Origin of the sequence: Sulfitobacter sp. 1A13421, from assembly GCF_043557285.1 — a bacterium.
Taxonomy (GTDB): domain Bacteria; phylum Pseudomonadota; class Alphaproteobacteria; order Rhodobacterales; family Rhodobacteraceae; genus Sulfitobacter; species Sulfitobacter faviae.
Genome location: NZ_JBIFFQ010000004.1, coordinates 294,481 through 316,516, shown reverse-complemented (window position 1 = coordinate 316,516; position 22,036 = coordinate 294,481). Strand labels below are relative to the sequence as shown.

Below are 22,036 nucleotides of genomic sequence, written 5' to 3'. Positions count from 1 at the left end.
GGCATATTATTTCCCCTATCAACGTCATGACGCAACTTTATTGCCACTCAGATTCAAGAGGCCACGATGACCCAACCGCAGAAAGACCGCCCCTGGCTCATTCGCACCTATGCGGGCCATTCCACCGCCGCCGCGTCTAACGCGCTTTACCGCTCGAACCTTGAGCGCGGGCAGACTGGGCTTTCCGTGGCCTTCGACCTGCCGACCCAAACCGGATATGACAGCGACCATGTGCTCAGCCGCGGCGAGGTTGGCAAGGTGGGCGTGCCGGTGAACCACCTCGGCGATATGCGCGCGCTGTTTGATGGCATCCCGCTGGAACAGATGAACACCTCAATGACGATCAACGCCACCGCCCCATGGCTGCTCGCGCTCTATATCGCGGCTGCCGAGGAACAGGGCGCGGATGTCTCCAAGCTGCAAGGCACGGTGCAAAACGACCTGATCAAGGAATACCTCAGCCGCGGCACCTATATCTGCCCGCCCGCGCCATCGCTCAAGATGATCGCGGATGTGGCCGAATTCTGCTATACGAATGTGCCGAAATGGAACCCGATGAACGTCTGTTCCTACCACCTGCAAGAGGCGGGCGCGACGCCGGAACAGGAATTGGCTTTCGCGCTGGCCACCGCCACCGCCGTGCTCGACGCGCTGAAACCCCGCGTCCCGGCAGAGGATTTCCCGAAATTGGTGGGCCGCATTTCCTTCTTCGTGAACGCAGGCATCCGTTTCGTCACCGAAATGTGCAAAATGCGCGCCTTTGTAGATCTTTGGGACGAGATTTGCCGTGAGCGCTATGGCGTCGAAGACCCCAAATTCCGTCGCTTCCGCTACGGGGTGCAGGTCAATTCACTGGGGCTGACCGAACAACAGCCCGAGAATAACGTCTACCGTATTCTCATCGAAATGCTGGCCGTGACCCTGTCGAAAAAAGCCCGCGCCCGCGCCGTGCAATTGCCCGCATGGAACGAAGCCCTCGGCCTGCCCCGCCCCTGGGATCAACAATGGTCGATGCGGATGCAGCAGATCATGGCCCATGAAACGGACCTTTTGGAATTCGACGATCTATTCGACGGCAACCCGGCGGTCGATGCCAAGGTCGAATTGCTCAAAGAAGGCGCACGGGCCGAATTGGCGAATCTCGACGGTATGGGCGGCGCGATTTCCGCGATCGATTACATGAAAGGACGTTTGGTCGAAAGCAATGCCGACCGGCTGCGCCGCATCGAAAGCGGTGAAACCGTCGTGGTGGGCGTCAACAAATGGCAGCAAGGCGCGCCCTCGCCCCTGATGACCGGCGCAGGCGATATCATGCAATCCGACCCCGGCGCCGAGGCCGACCAGCTCGCCCGGCTCGACGCGTGGCGCAGCGCCCGCGACGCGGCTGCCGTGAAACAGGCGCTGGCCGATCTGCGCGCCGCGGCGCAGGCGGGCGAGAACATCATGCCCGCCTCCATCGCCGCCGCGAAAGCCGGGGTGACGACCGGCGAATGGGCCGCGCAGATGCGCGCCGTTCACGGGGAATATCGTGGCCCCACAGGGGTTTCCGCAGGCCAGTCCAACAAGACCGAAGGTCTGGACGACCTGCGCGATGCGGTAGACGCGGTCAGCGACAAACTGGGCCGCAGGTTGAAATTCCTCGTCGGCAAACCAGGGCTCGACGGCCACTCAAACGGGGCCGAGCAGATCGCCGTCCGCGCCCGCGATTGCGGCATGGATATCAGCTATGAAGGCATCCGTCTAACGCCTGCGGAGATTGTCGAAGCAGCACAAACGGAAGCCGCCCATGTTGTCGGCCTGTCGATCCTCTCGGGCTCCCATGTGCCCTTGGTCGAAGACCTAATGAAACGCATGGCCGAGGCCGGGTTGACCCATATTCCCGTCATCGTCGGCGGCATCATTCCCGAGGCCGACGCCACCCGTTTGCGCGCCGCCGGGGTGGCGCAGGTCTATACGCCGAAGGACTTCGAATTGAACGTCATCATGCAGGATATTATTACGCTCGCCGATCCCAAAGCGGTGGCGGCGGAATAGGCTGACACAAAATACATCGTGCAATTAACCTATTGGCGCTATAATTCCCTCTACCAGCACAATCTGGAAAGGAAATATCAGATATGGAAAAAGACCTGAAATCCATGAGCCGCAAGGAACTGGAGAAACTTCTGTCGGATGTCAAAAAGGCATTGCAGGCCGCACAGGCGCGCGAACGCCGCGCCGCACGCAAGGCGGCGCAAAAGGCAGCGGCGGAATACGGCTTTTCCCTGAATGAGTTAGCTGATGAGGCCCCCGCGCCCAAGAAGGCCAAGAAGCCACGCAAAGCGCCTGCCGGTCCGAAATCGAAACCTCAGTTCGCCAATCCGGAGAACCCATCCCAGACTTGGACCGGAAAAGGCCGCCAGCCAAATTGGTTCCGCGCCCAAGTAGAGAATGGTGCCGATCCGGAAACGATGCGGGTTTAATACTTCCCGAAATACGGGAATTTTGCGCCGGTTGAATAGCAATTCACCGGCGCTTTTTTATTGCTAACGGAAATGTGAATTCGATAGCCACCGCCCGCACGGCACCGCGCGGAAGTTTACGTCACGCCCCCTGCCCCACCGCAGCCCTTGTGAAGCCCGCCTTGCGCGGGCAAAATGCGCCAAACATCAGGAGACAGAAATGACCGTCCATATTGGCGCAAAACCCGGCAATATCGCCGAAACCGTATTGATGCCCGGCGACCCCTACCGCGCGAAATGGGCGGCGGAGACCTTTCTCGAAGGGGCTGAACTGGTCAACGAAGTCCGCGGTATGCTCGGCTTTACCGGCACATGGCGCGGCAACCGGGTAACGATCCAAGGCTCGGGCATGGGCATGCCGTCGCTGTCGATCTACGCCAATGAGTTGATGACCGAATATGGCGCGCAGACCCTGATCCGCATCGGCTCTTGCGGGGGGATGCAATCCCATGTCGGCATCCGCGACGTGATCATCGCCATGACGGCGAGCACAATCACTTCGCCCTCCTCCGGCATTTTCCGCGAATTGAACTACGCCCCCTGCGCCGATTACGGCCTTTTGAGCGCCGCTGTGGCTGCAGCCGAAAAGCTGGAGGCCAAGACCCATGTGGGGGGGATCTATTCCTCGGATGTTTTCTATGCGGAGCGCCCGGATCTCGATGAGCAGATGGTGCGCCATGGCATCCTCGGTGTCGAGATGGAAGCGGCGGAGCTTTACACGCTGGCCGCGCGGCACAAGCGGCGTGCTTTGGCGGTGTTGACGGTGAGCGATCATTTGCAGACCGGCGAGGCGTTGCCGTCGGAGGATCGCGAAAAGAGTTTTGGCGATATGGTCGAGATTGCGCTGGAGGCGGCCTTTGCCTGAGTGCGGCGCCTGCTGAGAGGGCGGGATTGGTATTTGAAAAAGGATGAAGGGGCGCGGCGGGGGTCGCGCCTTTTTTCGTGGCTTGGCGGGTGGTTTGAGCGAGGGGGGTGCTTCGTTGGTTGGCGCTCGGGTGTGGGGAGAGTGCGGAAGGTATTTGGGAAAGGATGAAGGGAGGGGGTGTGGCGCGTCTTTTAGGCGTGTTGGCCGGCGAGGCGGCCGGAGTAGAGGCAGCCGCCCAAGAAGGTGCCTTCGAGGGCGTTGTAGCCGTGGTAGCCGCCGCCGCCGAAGCCGCAGACCTCTCCGGCGGCGAAGAGACCGGGGAGGATGGTGCGCGCAGGCGTGAGCACGCGGCCATGGGTGTCGCTGTGTAATCCGCCGAGGGATTTGCGGGTGAGGATGTTGAGGCGCACGGCGATGAGCGGGCCGTTGGCCGGATCGAGGATGGCGTGGGGTTTGGCGGTGCGGATCAGGCGGTCGCCACGGTAGTTGCGGGCGCCGCGGATCGCGGTGATCTGGGCGTCTTTGGCGAAGGGGTTGCCCAATTGGCCGTCGCGGGCTTTGATCTGGGCGCGGATGTGCTCTAGGGCGACGGGGGTCTCGGGTGTGAGGGCGTTCATGCGGGAAACGAGGGTTTCCAGATCCTCGGCGACGATGAAGTCCGCGCCTTTTTCTTTGAAGGCCTCGACTGCGGCGGTTGCCCCCTTCCCGAGCCGTGCTTTCAGGACTTCGCCCCATCTGCCGGAGGTGAGATCGGGGTTCTGTTCGGATCCCGAGAGGGCGAATTCCTTTTCGATGATCTTTTGCGTGAGGATGAACCAGCTGTGTTCGCCCGCCTGTAGGATGCGCCCCAGGGTCGAGAGCGTGTCGAAGCCGGGCAGGCAGGGGGCCTCCATCCGGTCGCCGCGCGCGTCGAACCACATGGACGAGGGACCGGGTAGGATGCGGATGCCGTGATTGGGCCAGATCGGCTCCCAATTTTGCACGCCTTCGCAGTAGTGCCACATGCGGTCTTCGTTAATGAGCCCCGCCCCGGCCTTTGCCGCGATGGCGTGCATCTTGCCGTCGACGTAGTCGGGCACGCCGCTGACCATCCGGCGCGGCGCGGGGCCGAGACGGTCTTTGGGCCAGTGTTGCCGCACCAGATCGTGGTTGGCGCCGATACCGCCGGTGGTGAGGATGACGGCCTCGGCGGTATGCTCAAAGTCGCCGGTAACATTTCGCGATGTGCTCTGACCGCGCGGGGCGTCGCTGTCTTCCAGCACCTCGCCCGCCACGCCGGTGACCGCCCCATCCGTTGCAACCAGCCGCGTGACGCGGTGGCGGAAGGCAAGGCGCAGTTTGCCCGCTGCCGCGTAGTCCTGCATCAGCCGCGCGAAGGGGCCGACGACGCCGGTGCCGGTGCCCCAAGTGATATGAAAGCGCGGGACGGAGTTGCCGTGGCCTCCGGCCCCTGCCCCGCCGCGCTCGGCCCAGCCGACGACCGGAAACCAGCGCATGCCAAACCCTTGGAGCCAAGCGCGCATGTCGCCTGCGGCCCATTCGATGAAACCCTCCGCAAGCTTGCGGGGGTTGGCGTCTTCGGAGCGGTCGAATTGCGCCGAGCCCATCCAGTCGCGATAGGCCAGTTCGGCGCTGTCGCGGATGCCCATGCGGCGTTGTTCGGGTGTGTCGACCATGAAAAGCCCGCCGAGCGACCAGAACGCCTGCCCGCCGAGGCTTTGCGGGCCTTCCTGATCCAGCAGCAGAACGCGACGCCCGCGCAGCACCGCTTCATGGGCGGCGACCATCCCGGCCAAGCCCGCGCCGACCACGATCACATCTACTTTGAAACTCTCATCGCCCATCGAACCGCCTCCCCTTTTGACAGGAGTGTGCGCTGCGTTCACCGCAAAGGCAATGTCACAGGCGCGGGGTGTCGAGCCCTTTGAGGCAACGATCTGGCGGCCCTTCGCTGCGGTAGGCTTCGGCCCCGCAGGCGACGCAGTGGTATTTGCGCAGCGCGCCCTTGTCCCCCGCCCGGTCTTCGCGCCAGCGGCAGTCGCGCGTGGGCGCGTTGCGACGGGCAAAGATCAGCACGATCACAAAGACGATAACGATGACAAAGGGCAGGATCATGGGAAAAACCAAAGGCCCGGCGCTTGGCCGGGCCTTCCTGTCGGATTGGGTGGATCAGACGGTGCGCTCGACCATCAGTTTCTTGATATTGGCAATCGCCGCCGCCGGGTTCAGCCCCTTGGGGCAGGTCTTGGCGCAGTTCATGATCGTGTGGCAGCGGTAGAGCTTGAACGGATCCTCAAGGTCATCCAGACGCTCGCCCGTCGCCTCATCCCGGCTGTCGATGATCCAGCGGTAGGCATGCAGCAGCGCGGCTGGCCCGAGGTAGCGGTCGCCGTTCCACCAGTAGCTGGGGCAGGAGGTCGAGCAGCAGGCGCACATGATGCACTCGTACAGACCGTCCAGCTTGGCGCGATCGTCGATCGATTGTTTCCACTCCTTGCGCGGCTCGGGCGTGTCGGTCTCCAGCCATGGCTGGATGCTGGCGTGCTGGGCGTAGAAGTGGGTCAGATCGGGGATCAGGTCCTTGACCACCGGCATATGCGGCAGCGGGTAGATCTTCACCACGCCGTTGATCTCTTCCATGCCGTAAGTGCAGGCCAGCGTGTTGATCCCGTCGATGTTCATCGCACAAGAGCCGCAGATGCCCTCGCGGCAGGAGCGGCGGAAGGTCAGCGTCGGGTCGATCTCGTTCTTGATCTTGATCAACGCGTCGAGAATCATCGGCCCGCAATCGTCCATATCGACGAAATAGGTGTCGAGCGCCGGGTTCTTCCCATCATCGGGGTTCCAGCGATAGATGTGGAACTCGCGCAGGTTGGTCGCCCCTTCGGGCTTGGGCCATGTCTTGCCGCTGGTCATGCGGGAGTTTTTCGGAAGCGTCAGTTGAACCATTATGCGTCTCCTAAAGCGTCAGACCGGCTGCGGGCGCGGCGGCCAGCAGGCAGGTACGGGTCTCGGGGCGCGACAGGATGGTGCGCACGGTGCCCGTTGTTGTGTCATCCACGCCAACCACGGTGGCGCGGGCCAATTCGCGCAGCTCCAGCGCATCGGCATTGTCGATGATGCAATCGGTGAAGGGGGTGATCAGCTCTTTCGGCACCTGCGGGAAACGGGTGGCCAGAACCTCGGTCACCACGCCTTTGGAGGTCTGGCGGGCGGTGTCATCCACCGCCTGCTGAACCTCCACACAGCCCGACAGACCGAGCAGCGTGGCCGCGATGAGTGCTGTGCGGACCATCAATACACCCGTGCCTTGGGGGCGATCTTCTTCATGTCGATGCCGCCTTCGTCTTCCTTGGTCAGCGGATCGAGATGCACGGCGCGGTAGGTCAGCTTGGCGTCGTTGCCATCGAACCATGCCAGCGAATGCTTGCGCCATTCGTCGTCGTTCCGGTCCGGGTAATCCTCATGCGCATGCGCGCCCCGGCTCTCTTTCCGCGCGGCGGCGGCGGTGATCGTGGCGGTGGCGTTGGGCATGAGGTTGGTCAGCTCCAGCGTCTCCATCAGGTCCGAGTTCCACACGAGGCTGCGGTCCGTGACATGCAGATCGTTCAGCTTGTCGGCCACGTCGATCATCTTCTTGCGGCCTTCCTCCAACGTCTTATCGGTGCGGAAAACGGCGGCATCGGCCTGCATGGTCTTTTGCATCTCAAGACGCAGTTCGGCGGTCGGCGTGCCGCCTTTGGCATTGCGCAGACCATCGAAGCGATCAAAAGCCTTCTCGACCGATTTGAGGTTCGGCGCGGGCACCGGGCTGTCGGCGTCGACGATCTTGGCCGCACGGATCGCGGCGGCGCGACCAAAGACCACGAGGTCGATGAGCGAGTTGGAACCCAGACGGTTCGCCCCATGTACCGAGGCACAGCCCGCCTCGCCCACAGCCATCAGGCCGGGTGCTACGGCATCGGGGTTGTCGGCGGTCGGGTTCAGCACCTCGCCCCAGTAGTTCGTGGGGATGCCGCCCATGTTGTAGTGCACCGTCGGCAGCACCGGGATCGGCTCTTTCGTGAGATCCACACCCGCAAAGATGCGCGCGGATTCCGAGATGCCCGGCAGGCGCAGGTCCAGCGTTTCCGGGGGCAGGTGGTTGAGGTGCAGGTGGATGTGATCCTTGTTCTCACCCACGCCGCGGCCTTCGCGGATTTCCATGGTCATGCAGCGCGAGACCACGTCGCGCGACGCCAGATCCTTATAGGTGGGCGCATAGCGCTCCATGAAGCGCTCGCCTTCGGAGTTGGTGAGGTAGCCCCCCTCGCCGCGCGCACCTTCGGTGATGAGGCAGCCCGCGCCGTAGATGCCGGTGGGGTGGAACTGGACGAATTCCATGTCTTGCAGCGGCAGCCCCGCACGGGCCGCCATGCCGCCGCCGTCGCCGGTGCAGGTATGTGCGGAGGTCGCCGAGAAATAGGCGCGGCCATAGCCGCCTGTCGCCAGCACGACCATCTTGGCGCTGAACAGATGCATGGTGCCGTCGTCGAGTTTCCAGCAGAGCACACCTTGGCAGACACCGTCGTCCGACATGATCAGGTCGATGGCGAAATATTCGATAAAGAATTCCGCGCTCTGCTTCAGCGACTGGCCGTAAAGCGTGTGCAGGATCGCGTGACCGGTCCGGTCAGCGGCGGCGCAGGTGCGCTGCACGGGCGGGCCTTCGCCGAATTCGGTGGTGTGGCCGCCGAAAGGACGCTGGTAGATCTTGCCCTCTTCGGTGCGCGAGAAGGGCACGCCGTAATGCTCAAGCTCGTAAACCGCCTTGGGCGCTTCGCGGGCGAGGTATTCCATCGCATCGGTATCGCCCAGCCAGTCCGAGCCCTTGACAGTGTCATACATATGCCACTGCCAATTGTCGGGGCCCATGTTGCTCAAGGACGCGGCGATGCCACCCTGCGCCGCCACGGTGTGGCTGCGGGTCGGGAACACCTTGGAAATACAAGCCGTGCGCAGCCCCTGCTCCGCCATGCCCAAAGTCGCGCGCAGACCAGCACCGCCTGCCCCCACCACGACAACGTCATATTCGTGGGTTTCGTATTCATATGCTGCCATTTAATCGGTCTCCCGTTTGGGCGTATTGTTACAGGGCGAGCTTGGCGATGGCGAAAACGCCAACCGCTGCTGCGCCGTAGCTGATGATGGTCATCACGATGAGAGCGACTTTGTTGGCCAGCCCATGGACATAGTCCTCGATCAGCACCTGCACGCCGTCATTGAAATGTTTAAAGCCCACGATCAGCGTCAGCGCCGCCACGATGGCCGGGAAGGGCCGCGCGTAATAGGCAAGGATCTCTTCATATGTGCCGCCAAGCGCGCTGCCGAAGGTAAAGACGAACAGCGGGATCAGCACCAACAGCGCCAGCGAGGAGACTTTCATCGCCCAGAAATGCGCGGTGCCGGTTTTCGCCGAGCCAAGGCCGCGGGCGCGTTTGCGATCTGTCATGTATGCCATGGTGTCGCTCCTCAAACGATGATGATGGTCAGGATGGTCAGCACGACCGATCCGATCAGCACGGTCCAGCCCAGCTTTTCCGCGGTGGGGATATCGAGCATGCGGCCCGTGTCCCAGATCAGGTGCCGAACACCGGCCAGCGTGTGATACCACAGGCCCAAAAGCGACAGGGTAAAGACCAGATCACCGAACCAGCTGGTCATGATCCCGTTCACCGTGTCGAAATACTCAAGCGACGTGGCCGCGGCGAGGAACCACCACACGATCAGCAGCGCGGTAATCAGCATCGCGTTGCCGGTGATCCGGGTGAGAATCGACGTCATGGAGGTCAATTGAGGGCGGTAGATCGTCAAATGCGGGGAAAGCGGGCGGTTACCCCGGTTCACATCGGCCATGGCGCGGTCCTTTGTCCTGTGCTTTGTCCTGTGCTTTGCATCTTGATAGCGGTTTTTACAGGACTGTCACGGGGAACTGCGGGGAATCTGCGGGGTTTGGCCGGTGTTTCGGTGGAAAAATGACAGAGTGATGTGGTCCTGCCCGCTTTTGTGATCACAGCAGATTATCGTGTGATCACAAAACTGCCCACCCCCGAACGAAAAAGCGCGCCCCGATTGGGACGCGCTTTCGAACGCATATGCCTTGAGGCTTAGGCGAGGCTCTCGTCGATGCCTTTGCAGGCTTCGACCAGACCTTTGACCGCGTTAACGGAATTGTCGAACATTGCCTGCTCGTCTTTGTTCATCGAAATCTCGACGACACGCTCAACACCGCCTGCGCCGATCACGGTGGGCACGCCCACGTAGAAGCCGTTCAAGCCGTAGGCCCCATCGACATGCGCCGCTGCGGGCAGAACGCGCTTTTGGTCCTTGAGATAGGCTTCGGCCATCTCGATCGCGGAGGTAGCAGGCGCGTAGAAGGCCGAACCGGTCTTCAACAGGCCCACGATCTCGGCACCGCCATCACGGGTGCGCTGCACGATCGCGTCGAGCTTGTCCTGCGTGGTCCAACCCATCTTGACCAGATCGGGCAGCGGGATGCCTGCGACGGTGGAATAACGTACCAGCGGCACCATCGTGTCGCCGTGACCGCCCAGAACGAAGGCGGTGACGTCTTTCATGGACACGTTGAATTCGGTCGCGAGGAAGTGGCGGAAACGCGCAGAATCGAGAACCCCTGCCATGCCGCAAACCTTGTTGTGCGGCAGGCCCGAGAATTCACGCAGCGCCCAAACCATCGCGTCGAGCGGGTTGGTGATGCAGATCACGAAAGCGTCGGGGGCGTGCTTGGCAATGCCCTCGCCCACGGATTTCATAACCTTGAGGTTGATGCCCAAGAGGTCGTCGCGGCTCATGCCCGGCTTGCGCGCCACACCGGCGGTGACGATGCAGACGTCCGCGCCGGCGATGTCGGCGTAGTCTTGGGTGCCCGACATGGTGGCGTCGAACTTGCCTGAGGGGCCCGACGACGCGATATCGAGAGCTTTGCCCTCAGGGGTGCCCTCGGCAATGTCGAACAGGACGACATCGCCCAATTCTTTCAACGCTGCGAGATGGGCGAGAGTGCCGCCGATTTGCCCCGCGCCGATAAGCGCGATTTTGGGTCTGGCCATGGTCATGTCTCCGACAGAGGTTTCATTTGCGCCGGAGATACCGAAATGCACGGTCCCGTGCAAGTTGCAGCATCGGCGGGCGGCTAACCCCTGCCCTCACCACGAAAAAGGCCGCCCCGAGGGGCGGCCAATTGCTAAACCTTAAGGCGAAGGATTAGTCGCCTTGGTACTCAGGCTGCGATTCCAGACGCTCTTCGGTGCTGTCGATGTAGATGCGCACGTCGTCGCCTTCCACGTTTTGCAGAACCTGAAGTTCGTCAAATGTCACGGCCACCGGCTTTTCGCCCAGACCAAGGAAACCGCCCACGTTGATGACAACACGGTCAATCTGGCCGTTGTCGCCGATCAGCAGCGAGTCGATTTCACCGACGGTCTCATCGTTGGCACCATAGACATAGGAGCCTTCGAGGTCTTCGGCGCTCATCTGCTCGATCATCTCGGCTTCGGCATTGGCATAGCCTTCACGCTCAACTTCGGGGCGCGGCAGCAGTTCACGCTCAACGGTTTCGTCACCTGTGATCACGGTGGTGTTGGCTTCCGCTTCGTTGACAGCTTCTTCTGTCTCGGCTTCGGCGTTCTCCATCATGGTTTCGGCTTCTTGCGCCATTTCCTGGGATTCGGCCTCTACGTCATTGGCCATCTCTTCGGTCTCGGCTTCAAGGTTCTCGGCCGTGTTCTCGGTGTCTTGCACCAGTTCCTCGGTCTCGGCCTCTACGTCATTGGCCATTTCCTCGGTCTCGGCTTCGACATCGTTCGCCATTTCTTCGGCTTCGGTCTCGCCGTTGATGACGGTGACGTTCGCGTCAGTCTCGTTCATGGCGTCGCCTTCCATCTGCTCGCCATCCATCATGGGACGTTCGAACTCAGGCGCCTGCTCCAGCATCTCTTTCGAGGTGTTCACAACAAGGAAGCGCTCGCCGCCTTCGTCATTCAGGATGCGAATCTTGTCCATGGAGATGGAAACGTCACGTTCGCCCATGCCAAGGAAGCCGCCGATGCCGAGGATCACGGCAGTCACTTCGCCGTCCTGCGACACGATGATGTCGTTAATCTCGCCAATGTCATCCCACTCCTGCTCAGCGCCATCGGCGACGGGGGTGGCCGCGTCAACTTCGGCTTCGGAGTTGTAGATGCGCATGCCGATCAGGTCGGATGCAAGGAAATCTGTCTGCTCTACGGCAACGTTGCCAAAGCCTTCGGAATGCGCGTCAGCAAAGGCTGCGCCGGTCATGGTCAATACGATGGCCGTGGTGCTCAGAAAACGTTTCATTGTAGGTCTCCTTCCAAAAATGAGCGTTGCTTGCTCTTCTGGAACCACAACCCGGATGGCCCTTTCCAGTTCCACGGCGGCACAAATAAATGTGCGGGACTTCGCCCAAGCATCGGCAAGCCCCAAACATGGAAAAGGTGGCCCTAGGCCGCCCGCGCTTCCCCGATATATTCCGCCCTCAGGCGTCTTCGCCCTTGGCGGGCAACTCCTCCGCCAGCGCCTCGAACCCTTGGCCCGAGGCGACGAGACAGGTGATGCCGTTGACCCCGGTGACCGTGATCGTCCAACTGCCCGTCTGGTCGGAGGCGAAAACCTCAACCACCGCATTATCGCCGCCTAGCCCCATGGACTGGCGCGTCTCGCCATAGCCATCGGCCAGCCGCAGCACCACATGATCGCGCGGCGCGCAATTGCGCGGCGTCTGCGCCTCGGTCGTGGTGGCCAGCACAATCGCCGAAGCGGCGGTGAGCGCCGCGAGGTGAAGAAATTTAACGAAACCTGTCATAGCATCTGCCTTCGTATCGAAAGGCGTGATCCTTGGAGGATGGCAATGCGCCGTCTTTCGCACTGGCCCCAAAGCAGCCTTGGTTGAAATGACTGCATCCGCTGCGCTGGAAACTGCCTCAGATGCGACGCAACAGAGAGTGCGCCCCAAGGCTGAAAGACTGGTTAATCCGCCGCGCGGAAATCACCCCAACAGCTTCGCTGCGTCGCGGCATGTTTTGCCTTGAAGTTTTCGCACAAAAATGCCCCTCTGTGCGCAACAATGTTAGGCGGCCAGCGCGCCGCCCTGCCTGAGGAGCCTCTCATGACCGCCACAACCCGCCCCCTGCGTTCCGTTCTCTACATTCCGGGCTCCAAGCCCCGTGCCTTGGACAAAGCTCGCGGATTGGCCTGCGACGCGGTGATCTTCGACCTAGAAGATGCCGTTTCCCCCGATGAGAAGGTCGCTGCACGTGAAACATTGGCCGAGGCACTGGCCGAAGGCGGCTACGGCGCGCGGATGCGGGTGGTGCGGATCAACGGGCTCGATACCGAATGGGGCGCCGATGACGCCCGCGCCGCCGCCGCAATGAACCCCGATGCGATTCTCCTGCCCAAGGTCGGATCCCCCGCCGATCTCGAAGCGCTGGCCGAGATCGTGGGCGACATCCCCCTTTGGGCTATGATGGAAACCCCGGGCGCCATGTTGAATGCTGCCGCCATCGCCGGGCACCGCCAGTTGCAGGCGATGGTCATGGGCACCAACGATCTGGCGAAAGACCTGCAAACCCGCTTCCGCCCCGACCGGCTGCCGCTGATGACCGGCCTCGGGCTTTGCCTGCTGGCCGCCAAAGCGCATGGCGTGGCGATCATCGACGGGGTGTATAACGCGTTCAAAGACGAAGACGGCCTGCGCGCCGAATGCGAACAGGGCCGCGACATGGGCTTTGACGGCAAAACCCTGATCCACCCCGCACAGCTCGACATCGCCAATGCGGCCTTTACCCCGTCAGAGGAAGAAGCCGCCCTCGCCCGCCGCCAGATCGACGCCTATGAAGAGGCACAGGCCGCAGGTCAGGGCGTGGCGGTCGTCGACGGTAAAATCGTGGAAAATCTCCATGTTGCCACCGCCCGCGAAACACTGGCAAAACTGGCGGCAATTGCAGCCATGAGCCCGGAGCCTTCGACATGACAATCCTCATCCTCGGCCTGATCCTTTGGATCGGGGCCCATCTCTTCAAACGCTTGATGCCTGCCCAACTGACGCAGATGGGCACCGCAGGCCGGGGCGCGGTGGCCGCCGCATTGGTCCTGGCGCTGGCCCTCATCATCTGGGGCTACCGCGCGGCGGAGTTCATTCCCGTTTGGAACCCGCCCAGCTTCCTGACGCACATCAACAATCTTCTAATGGTGCTGGCTTTCTGGGTCTTCGGCTCAAGTGCTGCTAAGGGCGCCAAAGCATGGCCCGCTTATAAAACCCGCCACCCGCAACTGCTGGCGGTGAAAATCTGGGCCACGGCGCACCTGCTGGTGAACGGCGATCTCGCCTCCATCCTGCTCTTCGGCACCATGCTCGGCTGGGCGGTGAGCGAGGTGATCTTGATCAACCGCGCCGAGCCGGGCTGGACACCCCCGCCCCGCGCAGGCCGCGCCACCTATATCCGCCTCATCGTGATCTCCACGATCCTCTTCGTTCTCGTCGCCGGCATTCACACATGGCTCGGCGTCATCCCCTTCCCCCATTGATCCCGGAGCCTTCCATGAAAGTTTACCGATTCCTCTCCGAAGAAGACACATCCGCCTTTTGCCACAAAGTCACCGATGCGCTGAACAAAGGCTGGGAGCTTTACGGCTCTCCCACCCAAACATGGGACCACAAGGCCGGGGTCATGCGCTGCGGCCAAGCCGTGGTGAAAGACGCCCCCGGCACCTATTCGCCCGACACCAAATTGGGCGAGCAGTGATGAGCAAGACCAACCGGGGCCGCTTTTTCGAAGACTACAAACTGGGCGAGGTGCTGCATCACGCGGTGCCCCGCACAGTCGGCGCGGGCGAACGCGCGCTTTATCACGCGCTCTACCCCGCCCGGCACGCGCTCTATTCCGCCGACAGTTTCGCCCAGTCCTGCGGGCTGAAGGCCATCCCGCTCGACGATATGATCGCCTTTCACATCGTCTTTGGCAAAACCGTGCCCGATGTCTCGCTCAATGCCGTGGCAAATCTGGGCTATGCGCAGGGCCGCTGGCTGCGCCCCGTCTGGCCCGGAGACACGCTGCGTGCGGAAAGCGAGGTGATCGGCCTCAAACAAAACTCCAACGGCAAGACCGGCGTTGTCTGGGTCCGCACCACGGGGCTGAACCAAAACGACGAAAAGGTGCTCGACTATGTCCGCTGGGTCATGGTCCGAAAAGGCGATCTCGACGCCCCCGCGCCCGAGACCATAGTGCCCGACCTGCCCGATGCGCTGACCGTGGATCAATTGCACATCCCGCAGGGCCTCGACTTTACCAATTACGACTTCGCCCGCGCCGGGGAGCCGCACCGCTGGGGCGATTATGAGGTCGGCGAAAAGATCGACCATGTCGACGGTGTCACGATTGAGGAAGCCGAACACATGATGGCCACGCGCCTGTGGCAGAACACCGCCAAGGTGCATTTCGACACCTCCGCCCGCCCCGGCGGCTCGCGGCTGATCTATGGCGGTCATGTAATCTCCATGGCCCGCGCGCTGTCCTTTAACGGGCTGGCCAATGCGCAGATGGTCGTGGGGCTGAACGGCGGCGCCCATGCCAACCCCTGCCTTGCGGGCGATACCGTCCGGGCCTGGACCGAAGTGCTCGACAAGGCCGAGACGTCGGCCCCCGGTGTCGGTGCGCTGCGTCTGCGCCTTGTGGCGACCAAGGGCGGCGCCCCCTTCGAGCTGCGCGATGAGGCCGGAAAATACCGCTCCGAGGTTTTGCTTGACCTCGATTACTGGGCGCTCATGCCGCGCTAAACAGCCGGTCCGCCCCTTCCGTGGGGCGGCCTATCCCCCCTTATTCAAGCAAAAATCAGCCGATTCGGAGCCGCTGAGCGGAAATGTGATCACACGTATTTATCGTGTGATCACAAAACTCATTTTTAGCTGGTCAAACCCGGCTTTCTCCGAAAAAACCCTTACAGGAACGAAAGTCATCCCCATACTACGGGGCAACTGGAACAGAAACGGGACCGTTTTCATGAACATCCACGAATATCAGGCAAAAGCCCTCCTGCGCAGCTATGGCGCCCCTGTCTCCGACGGCCGCGTTGTGCTGAAGGCAGAAGACGCCAAGAACGCAGCCGGCGAAATGGACGGGCCCCTCTGGGTTGTCAAAGCGCAGATTCACGCAGGCGGTCGCGGCAAGGGCAGCTTCAAAGAAGCCGCCGCTGGCGAAAAGGGCGGCGTGCGCCTGGCCAAATCCGTGGAAGAAGCGGCCGAGGAAGCCAAGAAGATGCTGGGCAAAACACTGGTCACGCACCAGACCGGCCCGGCAGGCAAGCAGGTCAACCGCATCTACATCGAAGACGGCTCCGACATCGAGCGTGAGTTGTACCTTGCCCTGCTGGTCGACCGTCAGACCAGCCGCATCTCCTTTGTCTGCTCCACCGAAGGCGGCATGGACATTGAAGAAGTCGCTGAAGCGACACCTGAGAAAATCCTCAGCTTCTCCGTCGACCCGGCCACCGGCTACCAGCCCTATCACGGCCGCCGCGTTGCCTTCTCGCTGGGTCTTGAGGGCGCCGCCGTCAAGCAATGCGTCAAGCTGATGGGTCAGCTCTACAAAGCCTTCATCGAGAAGGACATGGAGATGCTCGAGATCAACCCGCTGATCGTCATGCCCGGCAACGAACTCAAGGTGCTCGACGCCAAGGTCGGTTTCGACGGCAACGCCATGTACCGCCAGCCCGACATCGCCAACCTGCGCGACGAGACCGAGGAAGACGCTAAGGAACTCGAAGCCTCCAAGTATGACCTGAACTACATCGCGCTCGACGGTGAGATCGGCTGCATGGTGAACGGCGCGGGCCTTGCCATGGCGACGATGGACATCATCAAACTCTACGGGGCCGAGCCTGCCAACTTCCTCGACGTGGGCGGTGGCGCGACGAAAGAGAAGGTGACCGAAGCTTTCAAGATCATCACCTCCGATGAGAACGTCAAAGGCATCCTCGTGAACATCTTCGGCGGCATCATGCGCTGTGACGTCATCGCCGAGGGCGTTGTCGCCGCGGTGAAAGAAGTCGGTCTGAAAGTGCCGCTGGTTGTCCGTCTCGAAGGCACCAACGTCGAAGAAGGCAAGGCGATCATCAACAACTCCGGTCTCGACGTCATCGCCGCCGACGACCTGAAAGATGGCGCGCAGAAGATCGTGAAAGCGGTCAAAGGCTAAGCCTTTTCGGCCATGCCTGCGGGGCACTGTGCCCCGCAGGCTTGGTCGATATCACCGTTCCCGCCGCCCCATGACGGCGGGGCAGATGCGACGACACCGCGCCGCGCCCACCCGATGATGCAATGAGGTCAGTATGGATCAATCTCCCAAATCCTCCCCCGTTCTGACGGGTATTGCGCTATTGGGGGCTGGAATTCTGATCCGGCAGTGGCAACCCGCGGCCCTGCGTCTGCCCGAAGCCGCCAACCACCGCCGCCGCGACCGCGGGTTCAGCCGCGCGGCACGGAAATCCCGCAACGGGCTGGCGATGATCCTGCCGTCGAACCTCACCGGCTCCATTGGCCGCAGCCTCATGGTCATGGGCGCGGGTCTGCTGACCCTGCGGGTGCTGGACCTGTTGGTCGATCAAGATGAGCAGCTTTACTGATGCCCGTGCTGTCGCTCGCCCCCTTTATTCAACATGCGGCCAAGCGCGACAGCGCCCCGCGAAAGGCGGGCCGATGACACAGGCGTTTGCCTCTTCACGTGCAGGCTGGTGGGTGATCCTTGCCCTGATCCTGGCCTTTGCCGCGCAGATGGTCGTCGTGAACGGCCTCCCCGCCGCCACCCAAACCACCCTGCTGGCCGAAGGCGGCTTTTACGAAAGCCTCTCCGTCGTGGGTTACATCCTTTGCATTCTCGCATTGGTCTGGACCCTGCGCGCCGCGGTGCTGCGGGTCTGGTATCTGCCGCTGGTGCTGGCGGTCATGGCAGCGCGCGAGTTGGACCTCGACAAAAGCCTTTTCACCCGCGGCCTGTTCAAAGCCCGCCAATATACCGGTGAGGGTGTCCCGCTGGGCGAGCGGCTAATCGCCGCGCTGATCCTTGCGCTGATCGTCACCGCGATCCTGCTGATGCTCTGGCGTCACGCCCGGCCCTATCTCACGGCCCTGTTTCGGGGCCGCGCTTGGGCGGGGGCGGTCCTGCTAGGGATCGGTTTCACCGTCGCTTACAAACTGCTCGACGGCATCGCGCGCAAACTCGCCCCGCTGGGGATCGAGGTCAGCGCCGATGCCGAACGCACCGCCTTCGTCGTCGAGGAGATCGGGGAGCTTGGCATCCCGGTCATGTTCCTCGTCGCCATCCTGCTGTGGCCCGGCCCTGCGCCTGCCACGGCCCATCCCACCAACCGGGCGCACCGCGTCTGACGCCCCCGGGGCCTGCCCCCGGGATTAAACATCACCGACCAAGGAAGAAATCATGGCCGTACTAGTCAACGAAAACACCAAAGTCATCTGTCAGGGTCTGACCGGCTCGCAGGGGACGTTCCACACCGAACAGGCCATCGCCTATGGCACCAAGATGGTCGGCGGCGTGACACCCGGCAAAGGCGGTCAAACGCATCTCGACCTGCCGGTCTTCAACTCCGTGCACGAAGCCAAACACGCGACCGAGGCCAATGCCTCCGTGATCTACGTCCCGCCCCCCTTCGCTGCCGACTCGATCCTTGAGGCGATCGACGCCGAGATGGAGCTGATCGTCTGCATCACTGAAGGCATCCCGGTTCTGGACATGGCTCGCGTCGCCCGCGCGCTCGAAGGCTCCAAGTCGCGCCTCATCGGCCCGAACTGCCCCGGTGTCATCACGCCCGATGCCTGCAAGATCGGCATCATGCCGGGCCACATCCACCGTCGCGGCTCCGTCGGCGTCGTGTCGCGCTCGGGCACCCTGACCTATGAGGCCGTCAAGCAGACCACCGACATGGGCCTCGGCCAATCCTCCGCCGTGGGCATCGGTGGCGACCCGATCAAAGGGACCGAGCATATCGACGTGCTGGAGATGTTCCTTGCCGATGACGAGACACAGTCGATCATCATGATCGGCGAAATCGGCGGCTCCGCCGAAGAGGAAGCGGCACAGTTCCTCGCCGATGAGAAGAAGAAGGGCCGTTGGAAGCCCACAGCTGGTTTCATCGCAGGCCGCACCGCCCCTCCCGGACGCCGCATGGGCCACGCAGGCGCGATCGTCGCCGGTGGCAAGGGCGACGCGGAGAGCAAGATCGAAGCGATGAAAGAAGCCGGGATCGTGGTCGCCGACAGCCCCGCCACATTGGGCGAAGCGGTCAAAGAAGCGATCGACAAGGGCTGATGCCTGCCGGGCGGGCCACGGCCCGCCCATTGACCCACTCCGCAAAGCACTATGTTTTGCGGGGTCTTGATAAAAACCACCCGGCGCCGCCGACAGCGAAGGAGGGCAAGATGCACATTCAGACCGCGGTCAATCTCTGCCCGCTTTCGCCCGGCGCCGGCCCGCGGGCAAGCGCCCGACCCGGCGGCCTCGCAGGGCCCTGCACCTCCGCCTTCGATACCTATGGCCCCCCGCCCCGGGCCTGACTATAGACCGACCCTGATTCTGACCCTGTCCCGTCTGCCCCGCCGAACAAAGGTGACCCAATGACCGACCAACCCGCCAACGAACAATTCCACGCCTCTTCCTTTATGGAAGGCGACAACGCGGAATATCTTGAGGCGATGTACGCCCGCTATGCCAACGATCCCAACGCGGTTGACGAGGCATGGCAAACGTTCTTTGCGGCGATGGGCGATGACGCCGAAACCGCGCAAGCCGAGGCCGCTGGCCCCTCTTGGGCACGCCCCGATTGGCCCCCCGCCCCGCAGAGCGAGGTGATGGGCGCGCTGACCGGCGTCTGGCCCGAACCGACCGAGGCGAAGGCCGCAGGCGAGAAGATCAAGAAAAAGGCCGAGGAAAAGGGCGTGCCCGTTTCCGACGATCAAATCCGCGCCGCCGTGCTCGACAGTATCCGCGCGCTCATGCTGATCCGCGCCTACCGCATTCGTGGCCACCTCGCCGCGACGCTCGACCCTCTGGGCATGCGCGACATGGGCGAACAGCCCGAGCTTGACCCCAAGTCCTACGGTTTCACCGATGCCGACATGGACCGCCCGATCTTCATCGACAATGTGCTGGGCCTTGAAGTGGCCACCATGAAGCAGATCGTCGGCATCGTCCGCTCGACCTACTGCGGCACCTTCGCGCTGCAATATATGCATATTTCCGACCCCGAGCAGGCCGGTTGGCTGAAAGAACGGATCGAAGGCTACGGCAAGGAAATCGCCTTTACCAAGGAAGGCCGCAAGGCGATCCTGAGCAAGCTGGTCGAAGCCGAGGGTTTCGAGAAGTTCCTGCACGTCAAATACATGGGCACCAAGCGTTTCGGCCTTGATGGCGGCGAAAGCCTTGTTCCGGCGATGGAGCAGATCATCAAGCGCGGCGGCCAGTTGGGCGTCAAGGACATCGTCATCGGCATGCCCCACCGGGGCCGTCTGTCGGTCCTCGCTAACGTCATGCAGAAACCCTACCGCGCGATCTTTAACGAGTTCCAAGGCGGCAGCTTCAAACCTGACGATGTGGATGGCTCGGGCGATGTGAAATACCACCTCGGCGCCTCGTCCGACCGTGAGTTTGACGGCAACTCCGTGCACCTGTCGCTCACCGCGAACCCCTCCCACCTAGAGGCGGTGAACCCCGTGGTGCTGGGGAAGGTCCGCGCCAAGCAGGACCAATTGAACGACGAGGACCGCACCGCCGTCATGCCCGTACTGCTGCACGGCGACGCGGCTTTTGCGGGTCAAGGTGTCGTGGCCGAATGTTTCGCGCTTTCGGGCCTCAAGGGCCACAAAACCGGCGGCACCATGCATATCGTGGTGAACAACCAGATCGGCTTTACCACCGCGCCGCATTTCTCGCGCTCCTCGCCCTATCCGACCGACAACGCGCTGGTCGTCGAGGCGCCGATCTTCCACGTCAACGGCGATGACCCCGAAGCCGTGGTCCACGCCGCCCGCGTCGCGACCGAGTTCCGCCAGAAGTTCCACAAGGACGTGGTCATCGACATCTTCTGCTACCGCCGCTTCGGTCACAACGAAGGCGATGAGCCGATGTTCACCAACCCGGTGATGTACAAGAGCGTCAAGAAACAGAAAACCACGCTGAGCCTTTATACCTCGCGTCTGGTGGCCGACGGTCTGATCCCCGAGGGGGAGATCGAAGACATGAAGACCGCCTTCCAGAACCATCTGAATGATGAGTTCGAGGCCGGGAAAGACTACCGCCCGAACAAGGCCGACTGGCTCGACGGCAAATGGTCCGGCATGGACAAAAAGAACAAGTCCTACCAACGCGGCAAAACCGCCATCGCCCCCGAGACGCTGCAAGATGTCGGCAATGCGATCACCAGTGCGCCCGAGGGCTTCCCGCTGCACAAGACCATCGGCCGTCTGCTCGACGCGAAGAAGAAGATGTTCGAAAGCGGTGAGGGCTTCGACTGGGCCACGGCAGAGGCGCTCGCCTTCGGCTCCCTGCTGACCGAGGGGTACAAGGTCCGTCTGTCGGGTCAGGACAGCACGCGCGGCACCTTCAGCCAACGCCACTCGGCCTTCATCAACCAAGAGAACGAAGATCGCTACTACCCGCTGAACCACATCCGCGAAGGTCAGGCCGAGTACGAAGTCATCGACTCGATGCTCAGCGAATATGCAGTGCTGGGCTTTGAATATGGCTACTCGCTGGCCGAACCCAATGCGCTGACGCTTTGGGAAGCGCAGTTCGGCGACTTCGCCAATGGCGCGCAGATCATGTTCGACCAGTTCATCTCAAGCGGTGAAAGCAAATGGCTGCGCATGTCGGGCCTCGTCTGCCTGATGCCGCATGGCTATGAGGGTCAGGGGCCAGAGCACTCCTCGGCCCGTCTGGAGCGTTTCCTCACCATGTGCGGCGGCGACAACTGGATCGTGGCGAACTGCACCACGCCCGCCAACTACTTCCACATCCTGCGCCGCCAGCTGCACCGCAGCTACCGCAAGCCGCTGATGTTGATGACGCCCAAGTCGCTGCTGCGCCACAAGCTGGCCATCAGCAAGGCCGATGAATTCACCACCGGGTCGAGCTTCCACCGGGTGCTTTGGGATGACGCCGAAAAGGGCAACTCCGACACCAAACTGGTCGCGGATGACAAGATCAAGCGCGTGGTGATGTGCTCGGGCAAGGTCTATTACGACCTGCTGGAAGAGCGTGACGCCCGCGGCATCGACGACATCTACCTCCTGCGCTTCGAGCAGTTCTACCCCTTCCCCGCGCAATCCGCCGTGAAGGAGCTAGAACGCTTCAAAGGGGCCGAGATGATCTGGTGTCAGGAAGAACCCAAGAACCAAGGTGCGTGGTCCTTTATCGAGCCCAACATCGAATGGGTTCTGGGCCGCATCGACGCGAAACATGGCCGCGCCTCCTATGTGGGCCGCGCCACTTCGGCCTCGCCCGCCACGGGTCTGGCCAGCCAGCACAAAGCACAACAAGCCGCCCTCGTTGACGAGGCGCTGACCATCAAAGGAAAGTAAACC

Annotated in this window: 22 protein-coding genes; 12 read left to right on the top strand and 10 right to left on the bottom strand. The window is 62.2% G+C overall.

The features are described from left to right. Positions 1-66 precede the first annotated feature (66 nt). The 3 genes from ACGYLI_RS10495 to deoD all read left to right on the top strand — a co-directional run bounded on the left by ACGYLI_RS10495 (position 67) and on the right by deoD (position 3,366). On the top strand, positions 67-2,034 hold the full coding sequence (locus tag ACGYLI_RS10495; RefSeq protein WP_394419149.1) for a methylmalonyl-CoA mutase family protein: 1,968 nt from the start codon (positions 67-69) through the stop codon (positions 2,032-2,034). Positions 2,035-2,117: 83 nt separating this feature from the next. Further along, positions 2,118-2,462 carry an H-NS histone family protein gene (locus tag ACGYLI_RS10490; protein WP_271689351.1) on the top strand — a complete coding sequence of 115 codons (345 nt, stop codon included), beginning with the start codon at positions 2,118-2,120 and terminating at the stop codon, positions 2,460-2,462. Between the two features lie 199 nt (positions 2,463-2,661). Next, a complete protein-coding gene (gene deoD, locus ACGYLI_RS10485) occupies positions 2,662-3,366 on the top strand; it encodes a purine-nucleoside phosphorylase (protein ID WP_394419148.1) in 705 nt (234 codons plus the stop codon). Positions 3,367-3,557: 191 nt separating this feature from the next. Here the strand turns inward: deoD and ACGYLI_RS10480 are convergent, their stop codons facing one another. The 10 genes from ACGYLI_RS10480 to ACGYLI_RS10435 all read right to left on the bottom strand — a co-directional run bounded on the left by ACGYLI_RS10480 (position 3,558) and on the right by ACGYLI_RS10435 (position 12,250). Next, complete coding sequence (locus ACGYLI_RS10480; RefSeq protein ID WP_394419147.1) at positions 3,558-5,210, bottom strand: FAD-binding dehydrogenase; 1,653 nt, start codon at positions 5,208-5,210, stop codon at positions 3,558-3,560. A 55-nt stretch (positions 5,211-5,265) separates the two neighbouring features. Beyond that, entirely contained in the window at positions 5,266-5,481 is a 216-nt protein-coding gene (locus tag ACGYLI_RS10475) for a hypothetical protein (RefSeq protein ID WP_067261889.1), read from the bottom strand. Positions 5,482-5,535: 54 nt separating this feature from the next. After that, positions 5,536-6,315: a succinate dehydrogenase iron-sulfur subunit gene (locus ACGYLI_RS10470; protein ID WP_067261891.1), complete on the bottom strand. Its 780-nt coding sequence runs from the start codon at positions 6,313-6,315 to the stop codon at positions 5,536-5,538. Positions 6,316-6,325: 10 nt separating this feature from the next. Next, on the bottom strand, positions 6,326-6,661 hold the full coding sequence (locus ACGYLI_RS10465; protein WP_394419146.1) for a hypothetical protein: 336 nt from the start codon (positions 6,659-6,661) through the stop codon (positions 6,326-6,328). Then, positions 6,661-8,466, bottom strand: coding sequence for a succinate dehydrogenase flavoprotein subunit (sdhA, locus tag ACGYLI_RS10460; RefSeq protein WP_209217448.1), 1,806 nt, complete (start codon positions 8,464-8,466; stop codon positions 6,661-6,663). Before sdhA ends, ACGYLI_RS10465 begins: the two co-directional genes overlap by 1 nt. A 28-nt stretch (positions 8,467-8,494) precedes the next feature. Further along, a complete protein-coding gene (gene sdhD / locus ACGYLI_RS10455) occupies positions 8,495-8,866 on the bottom strand; it encodes a succinate dehydrogenase, hydrophobic membrane anchor protein (RefSeq protein WP_132446572.1) in 372 nt (123 codons plus the stop codon). An 11-nt stretch (positions 8,867-8,877) separates the two neighbouring features. After that, complete coding sequence (gene sdhC, locus ACGYLI_RS10450; protein WP_067261898.1) at positions 8,878-9,261, bottom strand: succinate dehydrogenase, cytochrome b556 subunit; 384 nt, start codon at positions 9,259-9,261, stop codon at positions 8,878-8,880. Between the two features lie 251 nt (positions 9,262-9,512). After that, a complete protein-coding gene (gene mdh / locus ACGYLI_RS10445; protein ID WP_067261933.1) occupies positions 9,513-10,475 on the bottom strand; it encodes a malate dehydrogenase in 963 nt (320 codons plus the stop codon). 154 nt (positions 10,476-10,629) lie between these two features. Then, positions 10,630-11,745, bottom strand: coding sequence for a PRC-barrel domain-containing protein (locus ACGYLI_RS10440; protein ID WP_394419145.1), 1,116 nt, complete (start codon positions 11,743-11,745; stop codon positions 10,630-10,632). Between the two features lie 178 nt (positions 11,746-11,923). Further along, a complete protein-coding gene (locus tag ACGYLI_RS10435) occupies positions 11,924-12,250 on the bottom strand; it encodes a hypothetical protein (protein ID WP_067261901.1) in 327 nt (108 codons plus the stop codon). Between the two features lie 303 nt (positions 12,251-12,553). Between ACGYLI_RS10435 and ACGYLI_RS10430 the strand changes: the two genes are divergently transcribed. The 9 genes from ACGYLI_RS10430 to ACGYLI_RS10390 all read left to right on the top strand — a co-directional run bounded on the left by ACGYLI_RS10430 (position 12,554) and on the right by ACGYLI_RS10390 (position 22,033). Then, the gene (locus ACGYLI_RS10430; RefSeq protein ID WP_394419144.1) at positions 12,554-13,420 is read left to right on the top strand and encodes an HpcH/HpaI aldolase/citrate lyase family protein; all 867 of its coding nucleotides are present in this window, start codon (positions 12,554-12,556) and stop codon (positions 13,418-13,420) included. Next, positions 13,417-13,974: an NnrU family protein gene (locus ACGYLI_RS10425; RefSeq protein WP_394419143.1), complete on the top strand. Its 558-nt coding sequence runs from the start codon at positions 13,417-13,419 to the stop codon at positions 13,972-13,974. The genes ACGYLI_RS10430 and ACGYLI_RS10425 overlap by 4 nt, the downstream gene beginning before the upstream one ends. 14 nt (positions 13,975-13,988) lie before the next feature. Then, positions 13,989-14,192 carry a DUF1737 domain-containing protein gene (locus tag ACGYLI_RS10420; RefSeq protein WP_067261906.1) on the top strand — a complete coding sequence of 68 codons (204 nt, stop codon included), beginning with the start codon at positions 13,989-13,991 and terminating at the stop codon, positions 14,190-14,192. Continuing rightward, positions 14,192-15,223: a MaoC family dehydratase gene (locus ACGYLI_RS10415; RefSeq protein ID WP_394419142.1), complete on the top strand. Its 1,032-nt coding sequence runs from the start codon at positions 14,192-14,194 to the stop codon at positions 15,221-15,223. Before ACGYLI_RS10420 ends, ACGYLI_RS10415 begins: the two co-directional genes overlap by 1 nt. 223 nt (positions 15,224-15,446) lie before the next feature. Further along, on the top strand, positions 15,447-16,640 hold the full coding sequence (gene sucC / locus ACGYLI_RS10410) for an ADP-forming succinate--CoA ligase subunit beta (RefSeq protein ID WP_271691982.1): 1,194 nt from the start codon (positions 15,447-15,449) through the stop codon (positions 16,638-16,640). A gap of 133 nt (positions 16,641-16,773) precedes the next feature. Next, a complete protein-coding gene (locus tag ACGYLI_RS10405) occupies positions 16,774-17,067 on the top strand; it encodes a hypothetical protein (RefSeq protein WP_394419141.1) in 294 nt (97 codons plus the stop codon). Between the two features lie 73 nt (positions 17,068-17,140). Further along, positions 17,141-17,827 (top strand): hypothetical protein, encoded by a 687-nt coding sequence (locus tag ACGYLI_RS10400; protein WP_394419140.1) that lies wholly within the window; start codon positions 17,141-17,143, stop codon positions 17,825-17,827. A 52-nt stretch (positions 17,828-17,879) separates the two neighbouring features. Then, positions 17,880-18,767, top strand: coding sequence for a succinate--CoA ligase subunit alpha (gene sucD, locus ACGYLI_RS10395; protein ID WP_067261915.1), 888 nt, complete (start codon positions 17,880-17,882; stop codon positions 18,765-18,767). 305 nt (positions 18,768-19,072) lie between these two features. Then, the gene (locus ACGYLI_RS10390; RefSeq protein WP_394419139.1) at positions 19,073-22,033 is read left to right on the top strand and encodes a 2-oxoglutarate dehydrogenase E1 component; all 2,961 of its coding nucleotides are present in this window, start codon (positions 19,073-19,075) and stop codon (positions 22,031-22,033) included. The last annotated feature ends 3 nt before the right edge of the window (positions 22,034-22,036 follow it).